The organism is Pseudomonas sp. TKO26, from assembly GCF_003225665.1.
Taxonomy (GTDB): domain Bacteria; phylum Pseudomonadota; class Gammaproteobacteria; order Pseudomonadales; family Pseudomonadaceae; genus Aquipseudomonas; species Aquipseudomonas saponiphila.
In genome coordinates this window covers 323,554-342,487 of the sequence record NZ_QKLN01000005.1, presented here as the reverse complement: position 1 = coordinate 342,487, position 18,934 = coordinate 323,554, and the positions used below count along the sequence as shown (strand labels likewise).

The following is an 18,934-nucleotide window of genomic DNA, read 5'->3' as shown; positions in this document are numbered from 1 at the left end:
GAACAGTATCCATATGCAAAACGGCCAGCCACGTCACCGACCAGAGAGATCGCAAAGTCGCAACGATTGGTCCCTGCATAAAAGAGCAACGCCCCCTGGGTGCAGTTGAGGATCGTGTTGCGCACGGCGGCTTTCACGGAGCAAGCAGTAGAGCCGTGAAGTTGTAGTCATCTTGGGTGCTCGTATTTTAGGCAAAAAAATCCCGCTCAGGGCGGGTATATCTGAACGGTGTAGTTACAGCTGCGGGTTGAACGGGTACGGGTACTCAGACGCATCAATATGCGAACATCGAGGGAGCGGTCCGTAGGAGATGCTGTAGTAGCCCGGCGGAACAGTCGTAGCTACCTGTGCAAATGTTGTTTCAGGCGAAACCCAGAAGCAGTGCGTTACGCCGCGTAGCCTGCCGTAACAGCCTTCCTCGAATGAGCCTCGAAATGGAGTATTGCCGCCAACCAATGCATCTACGAATACCCCTCCACGGTTCCAAGGAATATGCGACGCGTAAGTCACTCCAGCATTCAGCTGTATTTCGTACCAGGCCCATGCGCAACCAGCCAGCGGCGACGATGTTGCCGGAATAAGCACGCCGCTCCCGCCGCCGGCAAACGGGATCTGCCGAGTGTCCGCCCATGGAGCAGGAGCTGAAGGCACTGTCGTACTTACGACGTTCAGCGGTCGCTGCAAGCTGTTGAATGTGAACTTCTGATCTGCGTTTCTCGTTTTTAGAGCTGGACCGCTAAATATCGGTCGCATCAAGTCAAAGCAGTAGACCTTTATGCCTGATACCGGACCAGCAAAGTAGAAAACAGTTTTGCTACCCTCCTTTGATTGGAATGGTTTCCCGCACGCCCCCGTTACAAAGACAATTGGGCTGACTGCGTTATCGACCTCGAACTTCCATATTTCATCGTGGTAATAACTTACCGCACCTGACGGCTGCAATTTACTCCATGTACCGTGGTAGGTGACTGGACCGCTCTTAATTAAACCGTAGATGGACTTTGATGTATCAAAAAGGACTGCGCCCGATTCGTCTCGGACTATTAGCGCCGTAGGCATCAGTAGTACCCGTAGAAAATTTCACAGTTCATCACGAACCCTGATGGGATGTTGTAGCCCCAGGACAGCGTATTTTGCGTGATGGTTACACCGGGCTTCTTACCAGCGGTGCGCTGCGAGTCTTCAAGCGGCTGAATGACATAGAAGTACTCGCGCCCAGGCGGCAACTGAATTGCGATTGAGCCATTCTGCCGATTGGTGACAACCGAGCCCCCGGACTGGCTCAGCTTCCTAGTCATGTTTGTTGTAATGTTGCCGCTTGCATCACGTGTTATTAGTCCGACCGTCATGTCGCATCCACGCTCAAGTCGATAGCTTTTTCGCCATTCGGGTGGAACACATACAGCCCTTTGTTGTTGATCATGAGTCTCGCGCCTCCAGGGGTATTGCCCATCATCTGGAACGTTCCGTCGGGTCGGAATGCCCAGCCAGAAACGTCGGGAACGTAGTTGTTCGACTGCAAGTTGCTACCGATCTTGAGCATGTCGATTGAGCCGTTCTTGATGAATGCAGTGTCGATATAGGCGGCGTTGTTTTGAACAACAAACGGGTAGTAGATCTCCGCCGCGTTCGGATCGACGATTGCAAACCGGCTTGCGGCGATCAGTACCTGGCTGGTGATGATCCCTTCGTCGTTCTCCACGCCAACACCAATGCCGGCTAGGTACGGCTTGCCATCGACCGTGAGCTGGGTCTTGATCGAGTACATGGCCGCCAGTTCGCTTTTCAGAGCCTCGACCTCGACCTGTGCGCCACCGCCAGAGTCGATCTTTTCCAGCAGGTGCTGGCTCAACTGCGTCTCGGTGATCTGGTCATTCAGATATTCCAGGATCAAGCCGGCGTCAGCGGAAGATTGACCCATCACCGGCCCGTAGAACGCTCCCACGTTGCCAATGCGATCCACCAATCGAGCCCAGAAGAAGAACCGCACGCCTGCGGCCAGGCCCATGATTGTCAGGTCGGTCTGCGGATAGGCGTAGTCGCCAAAACTTTGTCGCAGTGGCCACCTGGTTGGTCTGGCTGTACCAGATCTCTGTTCGCTGCAGGTCCGCGGTGGTGACTCCGGCCGGAATGCCCCATGCCAACTTGATGCCGAACACGATCGACTCTGCGGTGAAGGACGACGGCACCGGCGGCGGCGTGGTCTTACCGTTCAGCACCGTCTCGACCGAGGTCGCGAACACTGAGCCAATATCCAGCGAGTTGATGGCTCGCACCTTGGCCACATAACGGCCCGCGTAGATCCCGCTCACGTCGATTGACGTGGTACCGGTGCGGCCGGCAAAGATCCAGTCGCCATCGTTCTTTCGCCAGTAGACCTCGTAGGCGATCGCCGCTTCTGGCTTATCCCACTCAATCGTCATGACGCTGACCGCACTACCCTGGTCAACGAAGTGGTCATTGCTCAGCGTCACGTTCGCTGGCGGCCGCTGGACGCTCGGCGGGATCACGGTCACCGGTGGCCGCTCGATGCGCGTGCCGTTGTCGATTGCGCCGTACTTGCTCGCGTTGTGGCGTACCGCGCTGATCGTGAACTTGATCTCGGAGTCGGAAAAGTCCTCAGCAACCGACATCACGCGAAACAGCTGCGTGGCCAGGGTTGTCGAGTCGATCGCCCACATCGAGTGCTGGGGCGGCAGTTCGTCCAGCTTCTGCGCCAGTACCACCTGCTGGACTTCAGCAGGAAACCCGGTGGTATCCATCGTCACGCGGCCACTCGACCACTTGATCCCCTTGTGGTCCCAGGTCAGCGGATAGCCCACAGACTTGATCTGTCGGGAGACTGCAGTGCCCGTGGGCATGATTACCGTGATGGTGTCGCCGGGGTATGCCTTCACATCGGCATCCAGTACCAGGCTATCGAGCGTGGAAGAGCGCAGGCGCCCACCAATGCGGCGCCCTGCCCGATCGTTGTCCGCAATGCGGATGATCTGCCCGGGGCGCCCCAGGGTGCCGTCCAGCCCCACAGAGAACCCCACGCTTTCGGTTTCCAGGCGGTTGGTGAGCAGTGCCCACTTGCCGATGCGCTGGGCCTGGGCCTGGGCCTGGGACGTGCAGCCGGTGGCGGTGACCTCGGTCTGCTGGATCCCGTATCGGGTGATGCCGGCCTGGTCGTCGACATACTCGACCTTCTGCCGGTAGAAGTCGGCCGGGTCGTTCCAACTGACCAGGGCCACGGTGTAACGGGTCTTCTTGGCTGAGCCGAAGTAACCGAATTTCCCGTCGATCACGTTGGCGTTCGAGTAGGTGTAAACCGGGTCCTCGGGTATGTCGGCAATAGCCATGACCGAGCCGGCGGCCCAGTACGACATACCCCGGAAAGTGGTCGCCAGGTCCTGCAGCACGTCGAGAGCGTTCGACCGGGTCTGCAAGAACAGATTGCAGGTGAACCGCGGCTCTTGGCCGCCCTTCCCATCAGGCACCAGCTGATCGCAGTACTGGCCGATGCGGTACAGCTCCCAGCGGTCCACCTGGCCCTCGTTCAGTAGGTGGCCCAGGCCATAGCGGAAGTGCAGCAGCAGGTCGTAGAAGATCCATGCCGGGTTATCGGTCCAGGCCGTCTTGAACGAGCCATCCCAGATGCCTGAGTACAGCCGGCTTTCCGGGTCGTAGTTGCTCGGCACACGAATGATGCGGCCGCGTAGGTCAAAAGACCGCGTTGGGATTGCCTGGAACTGCGAGGCGTCGAACTGCAGACCGACGACAGCGGAACCCGGATAGCGCAGCTTGGCGTCGATGACTTCGGTGATGGCGTCGATGTTCGTCTTATCCGCAATGGCGCCAGAGGTGCTGTTCGGCGTCAGGCGAGTGACGCGAATCTGCCAGTTACTGCTCGCCGGCGGCAGGTCTACCCGGTGCGACCGCTCGTACTTCGTCGAGGTCTTGCCGCTGAATGCAGCACCCAGGACTTGGACGTAAGGCCCGCCGTCGGTGGAAACCTCGATCTTGTACTGCACGGTGTAGCCATTGGTGTCGCCGTTGCTGGTGTTGGTCTGGGCCAGGCGCGGGGTAGACAAGCGCACGCGCACGGCCGACAGCTCCAGGTTCTGCACAGCACGCACCCAGGGCTGGCCATACTTCAGCTCGACGCCCACGGCGATCTCGCTTTCGACCGCTGGAAAGCCCGGGATATGCAGCTGGTCCTGGCTGCCGGTGCGGGTATCCAGGGTGACGCCACTGAAGTTCCTAGTGCCGTCGGCATTGGCCAGCGGCGTTTCGTCGAGATAGACCGAGCGCTCGCCAGCGACCAAGCCCTGGATCTCGCCCTCGCTCACCAAGTCGAGGATCCGCGCATACGCGGTACTCTGCAGGCTGTCCGGGGCCTCAACAGACGGCCGCGGCTTCGACTCGCCGCCTTTGCTGCCGGTAATGTGCTGGTTCATGGCTTTCCTTCAGGCAAAAAAATACCCGCACTCGGCGGGCCTGGTGGCGGGTTCGGTTTACATCTGGTCTTCGGAGTAAATCCCGGCGCTGATCACCGCGCTGCCGACGATCATCCGGCCGTAGAGCAGCGGGACAGGGTTGCCCTGAACGCTCGTGTTCACGGCGCCGTTGAAGCTGTAGCTGGCGCGGTTGTTGGGGCTGTCCTGAGTGCCCAGGCCCTTGGCTTGCGGGCTGAGCATCTGGATCACGCCGCCGGCCAGCATGGCAATACCCACGGGAAGAAGGGGTGAGTAAACCAAGCCAACAACGACAAGTACCGCGCCGACGATGGTCTGAAGCATGCCGGCTCGCTTAGAGCCAGTAACAACTGGAACAATTCGGATCACATCGCGGCCGGTAGGCTTCCCAAGGTCAGCCTCCGAAATGTTCTCCTTGCCGTAGAAGATGGCGTAGCGCAGCCCCTTACGAGAGCTTTCAGCCATATGCCTTTCGAAGCCCGGAAACTGCTTGAAGTATCCCATAACATCGCGCCACCCTCCGCGCGTCACGACCCTGTGGCGCCGGCCGAAAAGCTTTGCCAGTGAGCCAGACAGCAGAATGGTTTGCATCTTTTCAGCAGACATATTTTCTCCAGGCAATAAAAAACCGCCCGTAGGCGGCTTGAATATTCGGCGTTCACAAACACCTGTTCAACGAGGGGACAAGACCGCCTCGACCAATCTGCGACCAGGAAGCTCTCTGATAGAGCTTGACGATGCTCCCGCTACCCTGCTGAGCAAGCTCAATGTTCAAAACATCATCGGTTTGGCCAGAGTCAGTTCCAGCAATAATCCGATATCCATTTTGGGTCTCGCTCATCACAGATGTGGACCTGTAGTCCTGCCATGCCGGATACACACAGAGCGCAATGTCCTTGGGTTTTTTCGTAGAAATGTGGATGCTGACTGGATTTCCTGCCATCAAGTCAGATGGGGTTGAACATCCCGCCAACAGCGCCAGCGCAACCACCCCAATCAGTATCCGCATGATTACCTCTCGAACAGAGATACAAAGACAAAAATTGGCTTACCGGATTCTGATTGGTATACCGCTTGAGCCGATCTCCCACCCGCCGACTAGCTTGTCATTCCGGATGAGAAACTTATAAGGCTTGGCGCCAACGTATCCACCGTAACTATTTTTTGCATTGACCGTCACATCCAAGAGAAATCCTGCCTCAATTTTCCTGCCTTCAAAAACGCTGCCTACCATGTACCCCCTGTATACCGTGCCAAAGCTGTATCGAGCTGAGTCGGGGTCTTTCAGATAAATGCCAAAGAAATTTTTCACTGCTTTTTCGGCGTCCTCCTGATACACAGAGGCTCCATAATCAGCCGCCTGTATTTGCTCAGGGGTCGGTTTTGAGGCGCAGCCAGTAACTAAAAATAACGACAGAAGCAGAAGTGAAATCAAGCGCATAACAACTCTCCATGTTTTCTTGGAGAATACCATTTACGCTCAAGCACGAAAGCCCCGCATGGGCGGGGTTCGTGAAAATGGGAGGGTTAGATGTCCTGCAAGATCTCTCGGAAGCGCTCTACGGCAGCCTGGTTGTAGTGAAACGTCTCGACCTGCTTACTGCTGTACCGCGCAACACAGCAAGAGCACGACCATACGATCCGTCAGATGTTTGAGACTCAATCAGCAGGCAACTGAAGCCCGGCCAAGCGCCGGGTACATCCGCGCGGACTTACACGCCATGATCAGAAGGAACTTAGATGCCACACCGACTAATATCTTTGAAAACTGCGCTGAGCAACCCATCGAATGACGTACTGGCTGCTTTAGCAGTCCGTCAGGGACTCATAAATGCGCTTGAGGGTTGGTCTGGCAGGACTGACCGCTGCTGTACATTCATGCCCTACGGCACAAAGCTAACCAGCGAGCTTCGTTGCTTCGCTCTCAGCCTGCTGGAGCAGTTGGACAACTATTTCCCGACAGCGACCCGACCTTACCCTCAATATGATCTGGAAGGTTTCTGGAAGATGGCTCAGGCGGAAGCGGGATAGTACCAGATGCACAGGGCCCAACGTGGGACTGGGCTTTGTGCTGCTCGAAACCTGATGTTAACACCCTGCAGACGCAAAGGACTTGCAGTAATGCCCTCACCGAGCCGAGTAGCTCTTGCCCTCATCTTTCTGCTGGCCTCAACTGCCGGCGCTGCCAATGACGAAGTCTCCCAAGAATGGGAGCATCTGATAAAAGCGGACTTCCAAGACAGCTGTGTGAGTCGGTTGGACGAATACCGATCCACCTTTGGAAGCAACGGAGTACGCCTCGGCGCATGGCTTGTGCAAACCTGCGAAGGCAATTTTGAGTATGGTGCGAGTTACTATCCGCTCAACGTGCACACCGAAAATAAGCGGATCGGGGTCAGGCGAACGCAGAAACTTCCTCCGCTGACACCAGCACAGTTAAAAAAAATGTACTCGCTGAAGGGATAGTGCGACAGAGTGCTATCCGCTATGCCGTGTTTGTGAGATTGCTTGCCATGTGCCGCCAGTAGCTGACGGTCACCTCTCGCCAGTACCCGCCGTAGGTGTCCCGCTTGCTGTCCCGGTTGTAGAGGTGATGCAGAATCGACCCCGGCGCCGGGAAGTGTTGGGGCTCGGTCTTCAGCACACCTTCGGCCAGGTATACCCCGGCGTGGTTCGGCACCTTCGAGCGGATCTGCATCAGCACGATATCGCCGTGCTGCGGCGCACTGACCTGGCTGAACCCGGCCGCGGGTAGGTTCTCCAGGTAAAGGTTCCCGCCCTTCTCCCACCACCCGTCCTCCCGCTCGTACTGGCCCAGGTCGATGCCCATTTCGCGGCAGTAGAAGTCGAGGATGATGCTCAAGCAGTCGTGCACTCCATGGGCAAACTTGCGGCCGATCAGCGGGGCCTGGTAACCCTCCGGCGCGAAGCTGCACAGTTCGCCAGTGCGCGCGACGTCATCGTCGCCCTTCCTGACTTCAAGGATGTGCCAGGGAAGCCCGGAGGCCTCGCAGGAGACGCGATCCGCCTCGCTGGGTGCAGCGGGGTGGTCTGGATGGCTGTGCACCACAGCCAGCACCTGGCCGCGATCCTCAGCTACGGCGAAGTCCTCGGGCGCCAGGCGAAAATGCTCGCTGGGCGTCGAGGCCGTGTTTCGGCAAGGCACATAGACCTCCTTTCGCCCCTCACGAATCACCAGGCCGCAGCACTCGCGCGGGTACTCTGCCAGCGCATGCCGCTCGATGGCGGCGCGGGTGGACTTGTTCATGATCAGCTCCGAAGCAGGCCGGCGGCCGGGAATGAGCCGTAAGGCAGAGGGTTGTTCTGGCCGAAACGCAGTTTGCAGCTGCTCAGGCGGCCGCCGCATTTGTCCTTGGAAGCGTCGGTGACAATCACGTCGTTCTCATCGGCTACCGGCCCGCCGTTGTAGCCGCAGTAGGGTCCGCGGTAACCGCCGCAACTGAGCCACCAGCAGACGTTGGCCACGATCTGCCGGCGTGGCAGCTGGACGCCGGCGAAGTCCAAGGCCGAGGCCAGTTCGAACTGCACCGTCTCGTTGTTCTCGGAGGCCTTGCGCTCGACATACCAGATGTCCGGCGGCAGCTCTTCGTCTGGGTCGGCTTCTGGCTGGCCGTCCAGGTACTTGCCCAGGGTCCGCTGCCGAATCAGCTTGGCCCCGACCAGATCTTCGAAGTACAGCACCAGGGCTGTGATGAACCCACCGACGTTGCCGACAGACAGGGTCGGCATCGGCTGGGCGCCCTGCCCGGTCATTTCGAAGCCCTCGGCCTTGATTGGCCAGGGCGAATACTCCTCGCCCTGCCAGAAGATCGAAGACTGTTGCGGGTACCTAACCTCGCCCTTTGGGAAGAGGTCGAAAAGACCGACCCCAAGTTCACCAAGGAGTACACCGGCCCTGGCGGCTTCACGGGCACCGCGGTGAATGCCCAGTACCTGGCCAAACGCGCTACGGAACAGTTCGGCCCCTGCGGCACCGGCTGGGGTTATGACGTGATTGAGGAGCGTTTCGACATCGGCGGCCCGCTGTTGAGCAAGGAAGGCGTGGTGCTGGCCCATGCCCAGGTGCACACCCTCAAGGTTGCCCTGTGGTACCTGGGCGACGGTGAGCGCAAGACGATCACGCACTACGGGCACACGCCCTTCATCACTCAGAACCGCTTCGGCATCAGTACCGACTTCGACGCGCCGAAGAAGTCCCTCACCGATGCAATCGGCAAATGCCTGAGCCAGCTTGGCTTCTCCGCCGACTTCCGCCTGGGTCTGTACGACGACATTCACTACGTCAACGAGCGCCTGGGTGAAGCCGAGATCGAGCGCGCCGAGGACAAGATCGAAGCGAAGGAGCGCCTCGCCGCCGAGTACCGCGAATGGCTGGCTGAGACGCTCCATCTGATCGGTACCGCGCAGTCGCTCAACGAGTTGGAACAGCTCTACAAGTCAGCCATGCGCAAGTTGGATTTGCGTAAGACCGACCCAGAACGCGAAGCCCACAAACTCAAATTCACCCGCGCCAAGGACGCCCGCAAAGCGGACCTTGAAGACTCTATGGAAGGTGCAGCATGACCGAACTCTACGCGCTGACTGGCCAGATGGCCGAGCTCGCGGCACTGGCGGACACCGACGATGAGGGGCTGCGCCAGGCCATTCAAGACACCATGGACGGCATCAAAGGCGAGTTCGAAGTAAAGGCCGAAAGCATCGTCATGTTGCGCCGGAACATCGAGGGTGACATCGATGCCATCGACAAGGAAGTCGACCGCCTGAACGAGCTCAAGCGCATCAAGAAGAACACCGTGGGCCAGCTCAGCGACTTCCTGCGCCGGAACATGGAGGCCGCGGATATCAAAACCATCAAGCGCCCGCTGTTCACCATCACCCTCGCCCTTTCTCCAGAGAAGGTGATCGTCGATGACGAGAAGGCCGTGCCCGATGAGTTTGTGTCGTTGAAGAGCGTGATAACGCCGGACAAGAAAACCATCGCCGTCCGGCTCAAAGAAATCCGCGATCACAACGAGGCGGTGCGTAAGCGTATGGCCGCTGGCGAGGACGCGGAAGCCGAACTTCTGGAAGAGCCAAGCTGGGCTCACCTGGAGCGCGGCGAGAGCTCGATTCGCATCAAGTGAGGTACCCATGACCAACAACTACATACTGGTCGGCGCCGAGCGCCAGGCCGAACTGGAGGCCGCTAAGGCTGCCTTCTTCATGTCTGGGAACAAGGTCCAGGTGCTGGAGTCTTTCAGGTTCCAGCCTCGCCGGCCACGCAAGGACCTGGGTGGCCAGCATGGCAAACGCGCCACCCGCCCGCAGCCCAAGCGCACCTACGAAGACCACTTCGCCCAGCACAAGGCCTACGTCGACACGATCCGCGAACTCGCCAAGACCATGACCATCGACCAGGCCATGGCCGAAACTGGAAAGTCGGAATCAGCAATGCGTCGGGCAGCCCATGAGGGTGGCTTCATGTTCAAGAGCAAGATCGTGGACAGGGAGCACGACTTGAAGCTCATTGAGCGTCTGACAGCATTGCGGGATGACGGCCTTTCACGCATCGCTGCCTGCAGGAAGGTTGGCATATCCGACTCACTCCTCCACCGCCTGGAGCTCACCTATGAGTTCAGCTTCCCCAAGCGCTGGGAGAAGCGAGCTTGAAGCGGATCAACAATCGCGTGCAGCAGCGACGAAGCCAGTTGCACACACACCTTCCGCCCAGCGGACTGAAGGAGGTGCCGTATGGCGATGTCTCAGCAGGAGCGCGACACAAAGCGCAGGGCCAAGGATGCCAAGTCCAAGTTCGAAGACCTGCGGATGAAGGCAGGCGAAGGAACCCGCCAGGCCCTGGCCGAGATCATGCAATGGGCTGAAGTCGAGGAAAACGGCGAGGCCATGACACTGCTGATCCACCGCATCCATGAATTAGGGCCTGAAGCGGCCCGCCATTTCCTCAGTGCGCCGCGCCACGAAATCAAGCTTTCGAGTTCTGTGGTGCGCAAGCTTGACCAGTTCAGGCTGAGCCGCGAACTGCGCGCCCCTGGCCTGGAGCTTGGCGACGACCCGGACGATACCGGCCTGATCCTGCTGGCAGAGCGCGCCTAATCAGGCCTTCCAACGGAAGAGAATGCTGATGATTCAGCAGGCCCCAGGGGATGAAGTATTTCCCCCGCCACACCAATAGATGGGTCAGCGAGGTGTGATGGTCATTTTGACCGGAAGCCACACAGCTGCACTGATTACTTCTACCGGTTCCGATATGGTCGTGTTGTTGACCAAAAGCTGCTTGATGCTATCAAGCACATCCTCGTTAATGACGTCGACCTGAATTTTGAGAGTTATGTCCTCGATCCGAGATTCCTTGATCGCTGAGCTTACCTCTCGGATTTGCAGCTTGTAGTACTCGGTCGTTCCAACAGGATTAGCGTCACCCGCAACAACAAAAACCTGATGAATCCAGGCCAGATTGGCATTTTTAATCTGATTTATCGAAAGCTTCACTTCTAGTCCTTTTGATTGGCCCCATGCCGGTCACCCGTAATACCCCATCCAAAACCAAATTGCCACCATGCCGCCGCCAGCACGGAGGGCGGCGCATGCATGGAGAGAGCCATGGCAAAGTTCTACTACCAGATCAAGGGGCGCCAACCGGCCGGACCAAATCGCGAAGCAGAATGGGCCTGGCCGCCGGTGTTCAGCGGCATGGTCGAGGCCGATAACCGCAAGCTGGCAAAGGCGCAGATCGAGGAGCTGTACGAGCGCCAGTTCCCGCAGAGGGTGTTGCGCACAGACATGACCGATCACGCATACCTCCTGCACATCCAGGAGCTGCACGAGCACGACACCTATCTGCTGCGCCGCTTCGAGGACACTGCCTGCAAAGAGTGCGGCACGGTGTTCAAACTGATTGACAAGTACAACGACCCAAACACCGAAACCACCAGCCATGACTACTGCACGGAGGCCTGCAAGCAGGCGGCGCGACTCCGGGATGTTCAGGAGTTCCGCTTGGTCAACGAAGGTCGGGCGCCAGCGGTAATCTACCAGGTGCGGCAGAAGTCCACTGGACGCGTCTACGTCGGCCAGACCACCCAGCCGTTCACTCTCCGCTGGTGGCAGCACCTGAGCTACCCAACCAGCTGCAAGTTCCACGCAGCGCTCGGCGGATCCGATATAACCGACTGGGAGTTCTCCGTGATCGAGGTGATCGTCTACCCGGCAGACTGCACCAACCGAGCGGCCTACATCACTCAGCGCGAAAGCCATTGGATCGAGGCCCTGTCGGCGGTAGAGGCAGGATTCAACACCATTCGCCCTGCCGGAGCGGTCGATCAAACCCAGGTTACGCTGCCTCTCGCAGACTTGGCCTGACCATCCAGCGCTACCGAAGTGCGTTGTCCAGGCGCCACTGGGCAAGCTCTTTCAATCGGTTATCAAATAGGGCCGAGAATCTTGACTGCAGCACGTGCGACTCAACCGTCAGTTCGGGTCGATTCTCTGCAAGCAATCGCTTGAGACCAGTCTGAAAATCGCCTGAGGTTACAAGCTTGATGGCCGCTTCGACTGGCCCGTGCTCTCTGTTCATCCTTTCCCATATGATCGGGTTGTACTTGATCCTATGGCACTCCTGGATGGCCTCTTCGATTGCCCTCGCAAACTCTGCTCTCAACACGTCCATGATTTCCCCTGAAGTAGTCCATATGCCTATTTGGCCAAAGTAGCGTAGTCCACACTTCTTGACGTGCGCCCCCCCAACGAGGGCTGCTCACAAACAGAGAAAGCCATGAGCAACTACAACTGCGAATACGTGTACCAACCTAGTCCTCAACCGCTTCGACGTGCTGGACCCTCCACCCCTGACAGCCCGCGGTCAGCTGTTCCACCTGCTGATGGCGGCCAACAAGGTCGGCACCCTCGATAGCGCCATTGTCTGCGGCACCGTGAAAGAGAAGCCCGCCAAGTTGCCGCCAGAAATCAATGCAGTCTAGACCGAGAACGGCATTGCCGGCGGCGACCAGCTGCTGCAAAAAGCCGGTTAACCAGAACTCGTCACGTGGCGGAAGCTCCCCGCGACCACTTCAATTAACCTTTTGAAAACCTTGGATAAGATGTCCAACATCTACCGTAACCACTGAGAAATTTAGTGTTCCAAGTAGAAGAACCGCCCACCCAATCGCTAGAGCGATTCCAACATAGATTGGAATACGACTAATTGAATATCTTTGAAGAATAAGTTTATTACTCAATCTGCGACTAAGTGGCCGGCCATTACCTTTTAAGCTTTTCTTAATCCGCTTTCTGTTTGAGTCGTCACGAAACAAATGAACCAAAAAATGTCGCCGCCGCAACCTAGTATCGTATACGGGATCAATAAAAACATTGTCGTGTCGCAACTTAGAATCAAGGCGGCCGTGAACCTCTATCAATTTCACCATAAATTGTTCGGCAATTGTCGTATTTATTTCCCAATGGGTCTGCCAATATTTTGAACCACAAGCCATTCCAGCTTGAAGCATCGAAACAAGTAATCCAACACAGCAGACTACAAAGCTAACAAGGGGGATCTGGCCTGCCGACTGGCAAATCCCGGCAAACAACACCCCTTGAAAGGTCATAAAAAATTGTTGCGCTGAACAAGTTGAGTTATCTCAAAGTTACGAAGTTCAACACAGAGTTCAAATACATCCTTCCAAGCTTCATAGTCATTAACTGCATAAGCGACAGCAGACTCTGCCTGTTTCTGTACAGCATCGTCGTGCTCAATAACCCTACCGCTTGTGCCCTTTGAATCAGCCATATCACCACTCCTTTGATTGCGGGCTAATCAGACACTAATTCAAATCAAAACGCCACCATTCCGATACTTTCGTCGGAGGTTGGCTCTAGCCTGGGAGCCTTCTAATGAACAAGCGAGTTTTTAAGCACTTCCACTTCTGCCGCGGCCTCAGCGGCGGCGCCAAGGGTTTCAACCGGGCCAGGCCTGTAGTCAGCAATATGCTGGGCACCTGGTATTGCATCGGGGGCGTCGACGTTGACCCGGTGGCCTGCGCGACTTCGAACGCCTTGCTGGCGAGGGCCGCGCCTGCACACAAGGGCCACAGATTCCTAGGAGCGATCTTCTTCAGGAATACAGAGATAGCTTTTTTCGCTGCGAACCCGCTCGATATATTTGATAGTAAGCTCAGCTTCTTGAATAAGAAAAACATTGTTAACAGGCTTCTTCCAAAGCCATCTATTGATGTACATAGCATCGCGATCACGCATGCGCCACCGTTCCAGAGATCGCTTTAAAAGGCGCAAAGTCACCGGATAGTATTCCGGAAAGTTTCGCATTTCGTAGACAACGGTAATTTGGCGATCAATATATGGCGCCCCTCCTTTTCCGTCTCCATTCAAAGCCTCGACCAACTCGTGGTAGTTGGAAAACCTTCTACCTCTCTCTTCTGAGCGTTTAATCGATATGTAGTGATAAAGACCGCAACCAGCAACACCTAGAGCCAAAATAAACGCAAGAACACTGTTAACTTTTAGAAGCCATTCCCAAAACTCAGTCCATGTCATCCCAGCACCCTCAAAATTTGAGGCGGTACTATAGCCGCGAGGTATCCCCATGCCCACAGAAACCCAACACCTGGAGCAGCGAGTAGCTGCCCTTCAGTCCGACCTGAACACCAAGGACGAGCAGATAGACGCTCTGACCTTCAGCGACAACGACAGCGAGCTGTCGAGGCGGTCATGGTTCGATGAAGCGCAGAGGCTGGAGAAGGAGGTCGAAGAGCTGCGCAAGGCCCTGAAATTCTACGCTGGCCGCGAGCATTATCACTTCGAAAGCGGAGACTGGGACACCGTGAGCGGAGAGCCGCTAAACATTCTTTGGTGTGGTGACAAGCCTGACTTCATCGAGGATGGCACGGTTGCCCGCAACGCCCTATCCGCCAGCGCAGAGCCTGCCAAGCTCTGCGGAGTACGTGAAATGGGTGCCAACAACTAAACCAACGACGAATAGGACCGCAATAGTTTGATCTGTTTCTCCACCTGAATCAGCATTAATCCCAAAGGATCAAATTCTGGCACATCAATAGCAAGCGCCGGGTCCCACCCTTCTAGTGCCATTGTCCGGCAATATTGAGCAATCCCTTTCGCCTCCAGAATACAGTCAACAACTGCAGGAGTTGGCATAGACATAAGATCGATAGCACTTAAATCTCGTAAAACGGCCTCTACTTTTTGAAGAGACTGTCTTATTCCTGGAGGCGAGTCTGATGTAACTGGCTGGTAGTGCGTTACCATGTAACGGTTAAGGTGCAGAATCGCGCAGTACGCCTCAAAACAAAGCTCCTCAGCTGCGCGAATAACTACAATATTTCTCGATCGAATTTGGTCACGTGTAAAAGATCTATCTGCGGAAGAAATAATAATAGCTGCAATGATTGCCGCGATTGATCCCACAGCTTGAACCCAGGCTGCTGCATCCTTGGTCGCATCGAAAGCCTTCAAAACAACAAATAGCGCCCAGCCAAGGGCTCCGACGGCAAGGAAAGCCCAAACCACCCACACGCTTGCCAGTATTATATTTTCTGGAATTTCTATTTTCTTCACCACGCAATCTTCCTTAGATTGAATCTACCCAAAGTTTGACCAATGCCGCCGCTCAGGTCTACGCCATCTCCCGCCTAACTCAATTCAAGACAGCCGCAGTAGCAGCGGCAAGGACAAGTCATGCCTGAAATAAAAGAACGCCCGATCCTGTTCAGCGGGCCGATGGTCCGCGCCATTCTGGAAGGTAGGAAGACGGTCACGCGCAGAGCAATCAGCGACAAGCTGACAAACCGCTTCGATGAACCGCGCGGGCCTGTTGAAGTGGCTACTGGCTACCCCTTCGTGGAGTGCGACGAGGGTTACTCCCCTGCGCTCGATTTATGCTCCTACGGGCGATCTGGTGATCGGCTGTGGGTGCGCGAGACGTGGGTAGCTGATGCTCAAGTCAATGCGGTAGCACCGCGAGATCTGAGCCAAGGCGAGCCGATCCTGTACCCAGCAGATGGGGCTGCCCGACAGACTGGGTGCGCCATGATCACGCCGGGTAAATCGCGCCCATCCATCCACATGCCCCGATGGGCCAGCCGCATCCTGCTGGAGATCACCGACGTGCGTGTCGAGCGGTTACAGGACATCAGCGAGGAGCAGGCTCTGGCCGAGGGGATCGTAGGCGTACCGTTTCGTCCGGATGATGGTTTCCCCATCTGCACCGGCTACATGGTCGGACCTGACGATGGAAAATCAGTCCTCGAAACCACAGCAGCCAAAGCCTTTGCCAAGCTTTGGCAGTCAACCGGCGGCGACTGGGACGCCAACCCCTGGGTCTGGGTCGTCGAATTTCGGAGGGTGCAGCCATGATCCTCCCGTATGCCGCCCTGCTTTTCATGGCATGGAACATCTACACGGGGCCAAGGCCATGAATGACGTTGCCGAACCTGCGCGGCCTAGACCAAATACAGCGTAACCCATAACCGTAAATGCACTTTTGGTTCATTGCCCGAGGTTAGGCTGGACGGGAATCAGATCCTGAACTTTTGCGCAAGAGTAGGTGTTGGAATAGTCGAAGAATTTCGGCCTTAATTCGGAACCGTAGCTCATACATTGGAACGCAGACGAGCCTTTTTGCAAGATTAGAAAGTGAACCGTGCCGACTCTTGCTGGCGACTGGTAGGCAGCTTTGATCTCATAGCCACTGCTTAACAGATCGGTCACCTTTTGAGTTTCCCCCAAGGCCAATGTGCTAGTGACTAGTAGGCCCAGCAGCGAGATGCTCAGAGCATTTTTTGCAATACGATTCGTTCTTGGCATGAATCCGTCATCCGTGAAGGGAAAATGCCAAGTTACCTAAGTTCAACAAAATCGTCACGGTCCAAGCCAGCTGAGTCGTAAAACTCGGCGGACTGGTCACACTCCGACAGGACTGGTCCAGAAGAGTCCGCCCGGCCCGAGAGCGGGCCTAATCATCCGTGAAAGCAAGGGCATAGGCCGGGCGAACGCAGAGAGAGTGCCATGGCGCAATGCCGGCGGCGATAGAACAAGTCAGAAACTAAACCCACTTAACAATTGGAGCCGGCGGGCGGGCGAGGTATTCCGCATGCTCGAAAATATCGAGGTGTCGCGCGTGAAGCGCTTCGCCGCAAGCACTGCTGGCCGGGATTTCGCGGTTGGCGACATTCACGGGCACTTCACCCGACTTCAGGAAGCGCTGGACGCGGCCGGTTTCGACCCTGCTGTTGACCGACTGTTCAGCGTTGGCGACTTGGTTGACCGCGGGCCCGAGTGCGAAGACGTAATCAAGTGGCTGAATAAGCCATGGTTTCACCCGGTGCGCGGAAATCATGACGATTACGTCTGCCGGTTCGATACCTGCGACGTTGACAACTGGATGTACAACGGCGGCGTTTGGTTCGTTGGTCTGCCACTCACAGAGCAGCAAAACTACCAGGTTATGTTCCAAGACTTGCCGATTGCGATCGAGGTTGAAACGACCGAAGGCCTGATCGGCATCGTTCACGCAGATTGCCCGTTTCCCACCTGGGGCCAGTTGTGCGCCGAACTGGAGTCGCCCGAAAGCAATAAGAGGCTCAAACAGGTGCAGAACAGTTGCATGTGGTCGCGCAGCCGTTTCGAGCATCAGGAAACACAAGGCGTCGAAGGCGTCCGCGCTCTGGTCGTCGGCCACACCCCTATCCGCGATCCCGCCACGCTCGGCAACGTCATCCACATCGACACCGCCGGATGGATGCCTGATAGCGGCTATTTCACGCTGCTCAACCTGCACACCCTTGAAACCATTCCCGCAACCCGTCCGGCCTTGAGCAAGGACTGGGATTAACCACCTTCTGCCGCCAAGCGCGGCGTGGAGAACCCCATGAAAAAAGAGCTGATCAAGATCAGTGAATTCCAGCGTCGGCGCTGGGGCGAAAACGGCACACCACCGTGCCCACAGGCAATTCGCAACTACATCCGTAACGGCAAGTTGCCCGGCGAGCAAATCGGCAAACTCTGGTACGTTGACTGGACAGCGTTCAGTAAGTCGGCAGGCAACGAACTTGTCGCAATGGTTCTGAAAGGAGCGGCATGATGGTCCCGAGGCCGCGCAACAAGGCGAACAAGAACCTGCCGCAGAACCTGTACTTCGACTCGCGGCGCTCGAGCTATCGCTACCGACGGCCAACCGACGGTAAGTGGTTCCAATTCGGCACCGACCGAATCAAAGCGATCGACGCCGCGAAGCAACTGAACCTGGAGTTCATGCGCGGCGCCGATCTGGTGGGTGCGGTAATGGGCAACGCCTCCGAATCTTTCGCCGGCTTCCTGGATATCTATGAGCGCGATGTCCTGCCGCCACGCGAGCTAGCCAAGGGCACCCTGGGCCTTTACGCCGTCCACTTTCGCCGCTTTCGAAAGCACTTCGAAGGCCAGGCCCTCGACCAGATCACCATCCGTATGATTGCGGAGATGCTGGACGCACTCACGCCTCGAACTGCAAACCAGTGTCGCGCACTGCTGATCGACATCTTCAATCACGCAGCGGCTAAAGGCCTGTGTCCGGACAACCCGGCAGCCAGCACCATCAACCGAATCGAGAAGAAGCAGCGCAAGCGGCACACCGTCGAAGGCCTGAAAGCTATCCGGGAGAAGTCGCCGGCCTGGCTGCAGAACGCAATCGACCTGGCGCTGATCACGGCGCAGCGCCGCACCGACATCCTCAACATGCGATTCGACGGGGTTCGGGAAGGATTTCTGTATGTAGTGCAGCAGAAGACAGCAAAGGCCAGTGACGCGGCATGGATCCGGTTCAAGGTGACCGAAGAACTACAGGCTGTGATCAGCCGGTGTCGGGATGACATCGTCTCGCCCTACCTGATCCACCGCCGGCCTGACCGCAAGAAGCAAAAGCAGGCGCAAACAAAGGACCACTGGACGCAAGTCGAGGAACGGTATTTGACCCGAGCCTTCAAAGAAGCTCGGGAGGCGGCGGGTTGTTACAAAGGATGGAAAGAGGAGGAAATGCCCGGCTTTCACGAAGTGCGGGCATTGTCGCTGCACTTGTATCAGAAGGCCGGTAAGGATGGGCAGAAGATCGCCGGGCACGCCAGTGAGACCATGACCAAAAACTACCAGCGAGACCACGCCGAAATCGTCTGGTCAGAAGCAATTCCAGACCTGAATATCAGCGAAATCACCGGATAGTTTTGCGCGAGTATTGCGCAGGTTTTGCGCGGGCACAAAAAAGCCGATCTAGATGATCGGCTTAAATGTCTGATTTTACTCATAAAATATGGTCGGGACGGAGTGATTCGAACACTCGACCCCTAGCACCCCATGCTAGTGCGCTACCGGACTGCGCTACGCCCCGACTAGGCGTGAAACCCGTTTCACTTCTCAGGAAACGTTGAGGAATATACCGCAAGCTTTTGAAA

25 protein-coding genes, 1 tRNA gene and 1 pseudogene are annotated in these 18,934 nt (G+C 56.8%); 13 read left to right on the top strand and 14 right to left on the bottom strand.

Annotated features, from left to right (window positions below; translation table 11 throughout):
- Window positions 1-1,058 precede the first annotated feature (1,058 nt).
- The 6 genes from DNK59_RS10555 to DNK59_RS10535 are packed head-to-tail and all read right to left on the bottom strand — an operon-like array spanning window position 1,059 to window position 5,901.
- Window positions 1,059-1,349, bottom strand: coding sequence for a hypothetical protein (locus tag DNK59_RS10555; protein WP_110723144.1), 291 nt, complete (start codon window positions 1,347-1,349; stop codon window positions 1,059-1,061).
- Entirely contained in the window at window positions 1,346-1,945 is a 600-nt protein-coding gene (locus tag DNK59_RS32095) for a DUF1983 domain-containing protein (protein ID WP_256596326.1), read from the bottom strand. Before DNK59_RS32095 ends, DNK59_RS10555 begins: the two co-directional genes overlap by 4 nt.
- Window positions 1,902-4,442 (bottom strand): host specificity protein J, encoded by a 2,541-nt coding sequence (locus DNK59_RS10550; protein ID WP_256596325.1) that lies wholly within the window; start codon window positions 4,440-4,442, stop codon window positions 1,902-1,904. Before DNK59_RS10550 ends, DNK59_RS32095 begins: the two co-directional genes overlap by 44 nt.
- Before the next feature lie 57 nt (window positions 4,443-4,499).
- Window positions 4,500-5,066 (bottom strand): tail assembly protein, encoded by a 567-nt coding sequence (locus DNK59_RS10545; protein WP_110723143.1) that lies wholly within the window; start codon window positions 5,064-5,066, stop codon window positions 4,500-4,502.
- A gap of 52 nt (window positions 5,067-5,118) precedes the next feature.
- Window positions 5,119-5,469 carry a hypothetical protein gene (locus DNK59_RS10540; RefSeq protein ID WP_110723142.1) on the bottom strand — a complete coding sequence of 117 codons (351 nt, stop codon included), beginning with the start codon at window positions 5,467-5,469 and terminating at the stop codon, window positions 5,119-5,121.
- 39 nt (window positions 5,470-5,508) lie between these two features.
- Window positions 5,509-5,901, bottom strand: coding sequence for a hypothetical protein (locus DNK59_RS10535; protein ID WP_060839641.1), 393 nt, complete (start codon window positions 5,899-5,901; stop codon window positions 5,509-5,511).
- 680 nt (window positions 5,902-6,581) lie between these two features.
- Between DNK59_RS10535 and DNK59_RS10530 the strand changes: the two genes are divergently transcribed.
- On the top strand, window positions 6,582-6,926 hold the full coding sequence (locus DNK59_RS10530) for a hypothetical protein (protein ID WP_110723141.1): 345 nt from the start codon (window positions 6,582-6,584) through the stop codon (window positions 6,924-6,926).
- Between the two features lie 19 nt (window positions 6,927-6,945).
- Here the strand turns inward: DNK59_RS10530 and DNK59_RS10525 are convergent, their stop codons facing one another.
- Both DNK59_RS10525 and DNK59_RS10520 read right to left on the bottom strand, forming a co-directional pair.
- Complete coding sequence (locus DNK59_RS10525) at window positions 6,946-7,728, bottom strand: C40 family peptidase (RefSeq protein WP_110723140.1); 783 nt, start codon at window positions 7,726-7,728, stop codon at window positions 6,946-6,948.
- 2 nt (window positions 7,729-7,730) lie between these two features.
- Window positions 7,731-8,255: a phage minor tail protein L gene (locus DNK59_RS10520; RefSeq protein ID WP_256596331.1), complete on the bottom strand. Its 525-nt coding sequence runs from the start codon at window positions 8,253-8,255 to the stop codon at window positions 7,731-7,733.
- Between the two features lie 45 nt (window positions 8,256-8,300).
- On the opposite strand from DNK59_RS10520, the gene DNK59_RS10515 reads away from it, so the two are divergent.
- The 4 genes from DNK59_RS10515 (at window position 8,301) to DNK59_RS10500 (ending at window position 10,574) form a co-directional block, all read left to right on the top strand.
- A complete protein-coding gene (locus DNK59_RS10515; protein ID WP_110723139.1) occupies window positions 8,301-9,044 on the top strand; it encodes a hypothetical protein in 744 nt (247 codons plus the stop codon).
- Window positions 9,041-9,604, top strand: a complete 564-nt coding sequence (locus DNK59_RS10510) for a siphovirus Gp157 family protein (protein WP_110723138.1) — start codon at window positions 9,041-9,043, stop codon at window positions 9,602-9,604. The genes DNK59_RS10515 and DNK59_RS10510 overlap by 4 nt, the downstream gene beginning before the upstream one ends.
- Before the next feature lie 7 nt (window positions 9,605-9,611).
- Window positions 9,612-10,130: a hypothetical protein gene (locus DNK59_RS10505; RefSeq protein ID WP_110723137.1), complete on the top strand. Its 519-nt coding sequence runs from the start codon at window positions 9,612-9,614 to the stop codon at window positions 10,128-10,130.
- Window positions 10,131-10,211: 81 nt separating this feature from the next.
- Complete coding sequence (locus DNK59_RS10500; RefSeq protein WP_110723136.1) at window positions 10,212-10,574, top strand: hypothetical protein; 363 nt, start codon at window positions 10,212-10,214, stop codon at window positions 10,572-10,574.
- Window positions 10,575-10,658: 84 nt separating this feature from the next.
- Here the strand turns inward: DNK59_RS10500 and DNK59_RS10495 are convergent, their stop codons facing one another.
- Entirely contained in the window at window positions 10,659-10,970 is a 312-nt protein-coding gene (locus DNK59_RS10495) for a hypothetical protein (protein WP_110723135.1), read from the bottom strand.
- Between the two features lie 111 nt (window positions 10,971-11,081).
- On the opposite strand from DNK59_RS10495, the gene DNK59_RS10490 reads away from it, so the two are divergent.
- Both DNK59_RS10490 and DNK59_RS31800 read left to right on the top strand, forming a co-directional pair.
- Window positions 11,082-11,840, top strand: coding sequence for a GIY-YIG nuclease family protein (locus DNK59_RS10490; protein ID WP_110723134.1), 759 nt, complete (start codon window positions 11,082-11,084; stop codon window positions 11,838-11,840).
- Between the two features lie 467 nt (window positions 11,841-12,307).
- Window positions 12,308-12,457 carry a hypothetical protein gene (locus DNK59_RS31800; RefSeq protein WP_158288747.1) on the top strand — a complete coding sequence of 50 codons (150 nt, stop codon included), beginning with the start codon at window positions 12,308-12,310 and terminating at the stop codon, window positions 12,455-12,457.
- A 90-nt stretch (window positions 12,458-12,547) separates the two neighbouring features.
- Here DNK59_RS31800 and DNK59_RS31610 read toward each other — a convergent pair whose 3' ends face one another.
- Window positions 12,548-13,084 (bottom strand): hypothetical protein, encoded by a 537-nt coding sequence (locus tag DNK59_RS31610; protein ID WP_146249895.1) that lies wholly within the window; start codon window positions 13,082-13,084, stop codon window positions 12,548-12,550.
- Window positions 13,081-13,266, bottom strand: coding sequence for a hypothetical protein (locus tag DNK59_RS31605; RefSeq protein WP_146249894.1), 186 nt, complete (start codon window positions 13,264-13,266; stop codon window positions 13,081-13,083). The genes DNK59_RS31610 and DNK59_RS31605 overlap by 4 nt, the downstream gene beginning before the upstream one ends.
- Before the next feature lie 104 nt (window positions 13,267-13,370).
- Between DNK59_RS31605 and DNK59_RS32090 the strand changes: the two are divergent.
- Window positions 13,371-13,540: pseudogene (locus tag DNK59_RS32090) on the top strand (DNA cytosine methyltransferase); the annotation flags it as partial.
- 34 nt (window positions 13,541-13,574) lie between these two features.
- Here the strand turns inward: DNK59_RS32090 and DNK59_RS10475 are convergent.
- Window positions 13,575-14,030, bottom strand: a complete 456-nt coding sequence (locus DNK59_RS10475) for a hypothetical protein (protein ID WP_110723131.1) — start codon at window positions 14,028-14,030, stop codon at window positions 13,575-13,577.
- A 49-nt stretch (window positions 14,031-14,079) separates the two neighbouring features.
- Here DNK59_RS10475 and DNK59_RS32085 point away from each other — a divergent pair, with 49 nt between their 5' ends.
- Window positions 14,080-14,460, top strand: coding sequence for a hypothetical protein (locus DNK59_RS32085; RefSeq protein ID WP_256596324.1), 381 nt, complete (start codon window positions 14,080-14,082; stop codon window positions 14,458-14,460).
- On the opposite strand, the gene DNK59_RS31600 is transcribed toward DNK59_RS32085, so the two are convergent.
- The gene (locus DNK59_RS31600) at window positions 14,457-15,068 is read right to left on the bottom strand and encodes a hypothetical protein (RefSeq protein WP_146249893.1); all 612 of its coding nucleotides are present in this window, start codon (window positions 15,066-15,068) and stop codon (window positions 14,457-14,459) included. The two genes, DNK59_RS32085 and DNK59_RS31600, sit on opposite strands and share 4 nt — an antisense overlap.
- 120 nt (window positions 15,069-15,188) lie before the next feature.
- Between DNK59_RS31600 and DNK59_RS10465 the strand changes: the two genes are divergently transcribed.
- The 4 genes from DNK59_RS10465 to DNK59_RS10445 all read left to right on the top strand — a co-directional run bounded on the left by DNK59_RS10465 (window position 15,189) and on the right by DNK59_RS10445 (window position 18,704).
- The gene (locus DNK59_RS10465; protein ID WP_110723130.1) at window positions 15,189-15,866 is read left to right on the top strand and encodes a hypothetical protein; all 678 of its coding nucleotides are present in this window, start codon (window positions 15,189-15,191) and stop codon (window positions 15,864-15,866) included.
- 736 nt (window positions 15,867-16,602) lie between these two features.
- Window positions 16,603-17,343 carry a metallophosphoesterase gene (locus DNK59_RS10455; protein WP_110723128.1) on the top strand — a complete coding sequence of 247 codons (741 nt, stop codon included), beginning with the start codon at window positions 16,603-16,605 and terminating at the stop codon, window positions 17,341-17,343.
- Between the two features lie 36 nt (window positions 17,344-17,379).
- Complete coding sequence (locus DNK59_RS10450; protein WP_110723127.1) at window positions 17,380-17,592, top strand: hypothetical protein; 213 nt, start codon at window positions 17,380-17,382, stop codon at window positions 17,590-17,592.
- Window positions 17,592-18,704 (top strand): tyrosine-type recombinase/integrase, encoded by a 1,113-nt coding sequence (locus tag DNK59_RS10445; RefSeq protein ID WP_110723126.1) that lies wholly within the window; start codon window positions 17,592-17,594, stop codon window positions 18,702-18,704. The genes DNK59_RS10450 and DNK59_RS10445 overlap by 1 nt, the downstream gene beginning before the upstream one ends.
- A gap of 89 nt (window positions 18,705-18,793) precedes the next feature.
- Here the strand turns inward: DNK59_RS10445 and DNK59_RS10440 are convergent.
- Window positions 18,794-18,870, bottom strand: a tRNA-Pro gene (locus DNK59_RS10440).
- Window positions 18,871-18,934 lie beyond the last annotated feature (64 nt).

Bases quoted from the DNA above. Each gene is read 5' to 3' on its own strand.
- DNK59_RS10505 (WP_110723137.1), top strand. From the start codon at position 9,612: ATGACCAACAACTACATACTGGTCGGCGCCGAGCGCCAGGCCGAACTG.
- DNK59_RS31605 (WP_146249894.1), bottom strand. From the start codon at position 13,266: ATGGCTGATTCAAAGGGCACAAGCGGTAGGGTTATTGAGCACGACGAT.
- DNK59_RS10545 (WP_110723143.1), bottom strand. From the start codon at position 5,066: ATGTCTGCTGAAAAGATGCAAACCATTCTGCTGTCTGGCTCACTGGCA.
- DNK59_RS10510 (WP_110723138.1), top strand. From the start codon at position 9,041: ATGACCGAACTCTACGCGCTGACTGGCCAGATGGCCGAGCTCGCGGCA.
- DNK59_RS10445 (WP_110723126.1), top strand. From the start codon at position 17,592: ATGGTCCCGAGGCCGCGCAACAAGGCGAACAAGAACCTGCCGCAGAAC.
- DNK59_RS10535 (WP_060839641.1), bottom strand. From the start codon at position 5,901: ATGCGCTTGATTTCACTTCTGCTTCTGTCGTTATTTTTAGTTACTGGC.
- DNK59_RS10540 (WP_110723142.1), bottom strand. From the start codon at position 5,469: ATGCGGATACTGATTGGGGTGGTTGCGCTGGCGCTGTTGGCGGGATGT.
- DNK59_RS31610 (WP_146249895.1), bottom strand. From the start codon at position 13,084: ATGACCTTTCAAGGGGTGTTGTTTGCCGGGATTTGCCAGTCGGCAGGC.
- DNK59_RS10530 (WP_110723141.1), top strand. From the start codon at position 6,582: ATGCCCTCACCGAGCCGAGTAGCTCTTGCCCTCATCTTTCTGCTGGCC.
- DNK59_RS10525 (WP_110723140.1), bottom strand. From the start codon at position 7,728: ATGAACAAGTCCACCCGCGCCGCCATCGAGCGGCATGCGCTGGCAGAG.
- DNK59_RS10475 (WP_110723131.1), bottom strand. From the start codon at position 14,030: ATGACATGGACTGAGTTTTGGGAATGGCTTCTAAAAGTTAACAGTGTT.
- DNK59_RS10555 (WP_110723144.1), bottom strand. From the start codon at position 1,349: ATGACGGTCGGACTAATAACACGTGATGCAAGCGGCAACATTACAACA.
- DNK59_RS10465 (WP_110723130.1), top strand. From the start codon at position 15,189: ATGCCTGAAATAAAAGAACGCCCGATCCTGTTCAGCGGGCCGATGGTC.
- DNK59_RS10455 (WP_110723128.1), top strand. From the start codon at position 16,603: ATGCTCGAAAATATCGAGGTGTCGCGCGTGAAGCGCTTCGCCGCAAGC.
- DNK59_RS32085 (WP_256596324.1), top strand. From the start codon at position 14,080: ATGCCCACAGAAACCCAACACCTGGAGCAGCGAGTAGCTGCCCTTCAG.
- DNK59_RS10500 (WP_110723136.1), top strand. From the start codon at position 10,212: ATGGCGATGTCTCAGCAGGAGCGCGACACAAAGCGCAGGGCCAAGGAT.
- DNK59_RS10550 (WP_256596325.1), bottom strand. From the start codon at position 4,442: ATGAACCAGCACATTACCGGCAGCAAAGGCGGCGAGTCGAAGCCGCGG.
- DNK59_RS10450 (WP_110723127.1), top strand. From the start codon at position 17,380: ATGAAAAAAGAGCTGATCAAGATCAGTGAATTCCAGCGTCGGCGCTGG.
- DNK59_RS10490 (WP_110723134.1), top strand. From the start codon at position 11,082: ATGGCAAAGTTCTACTACCAGATCAAGGGGCGCCAACCGGCCGGACCA.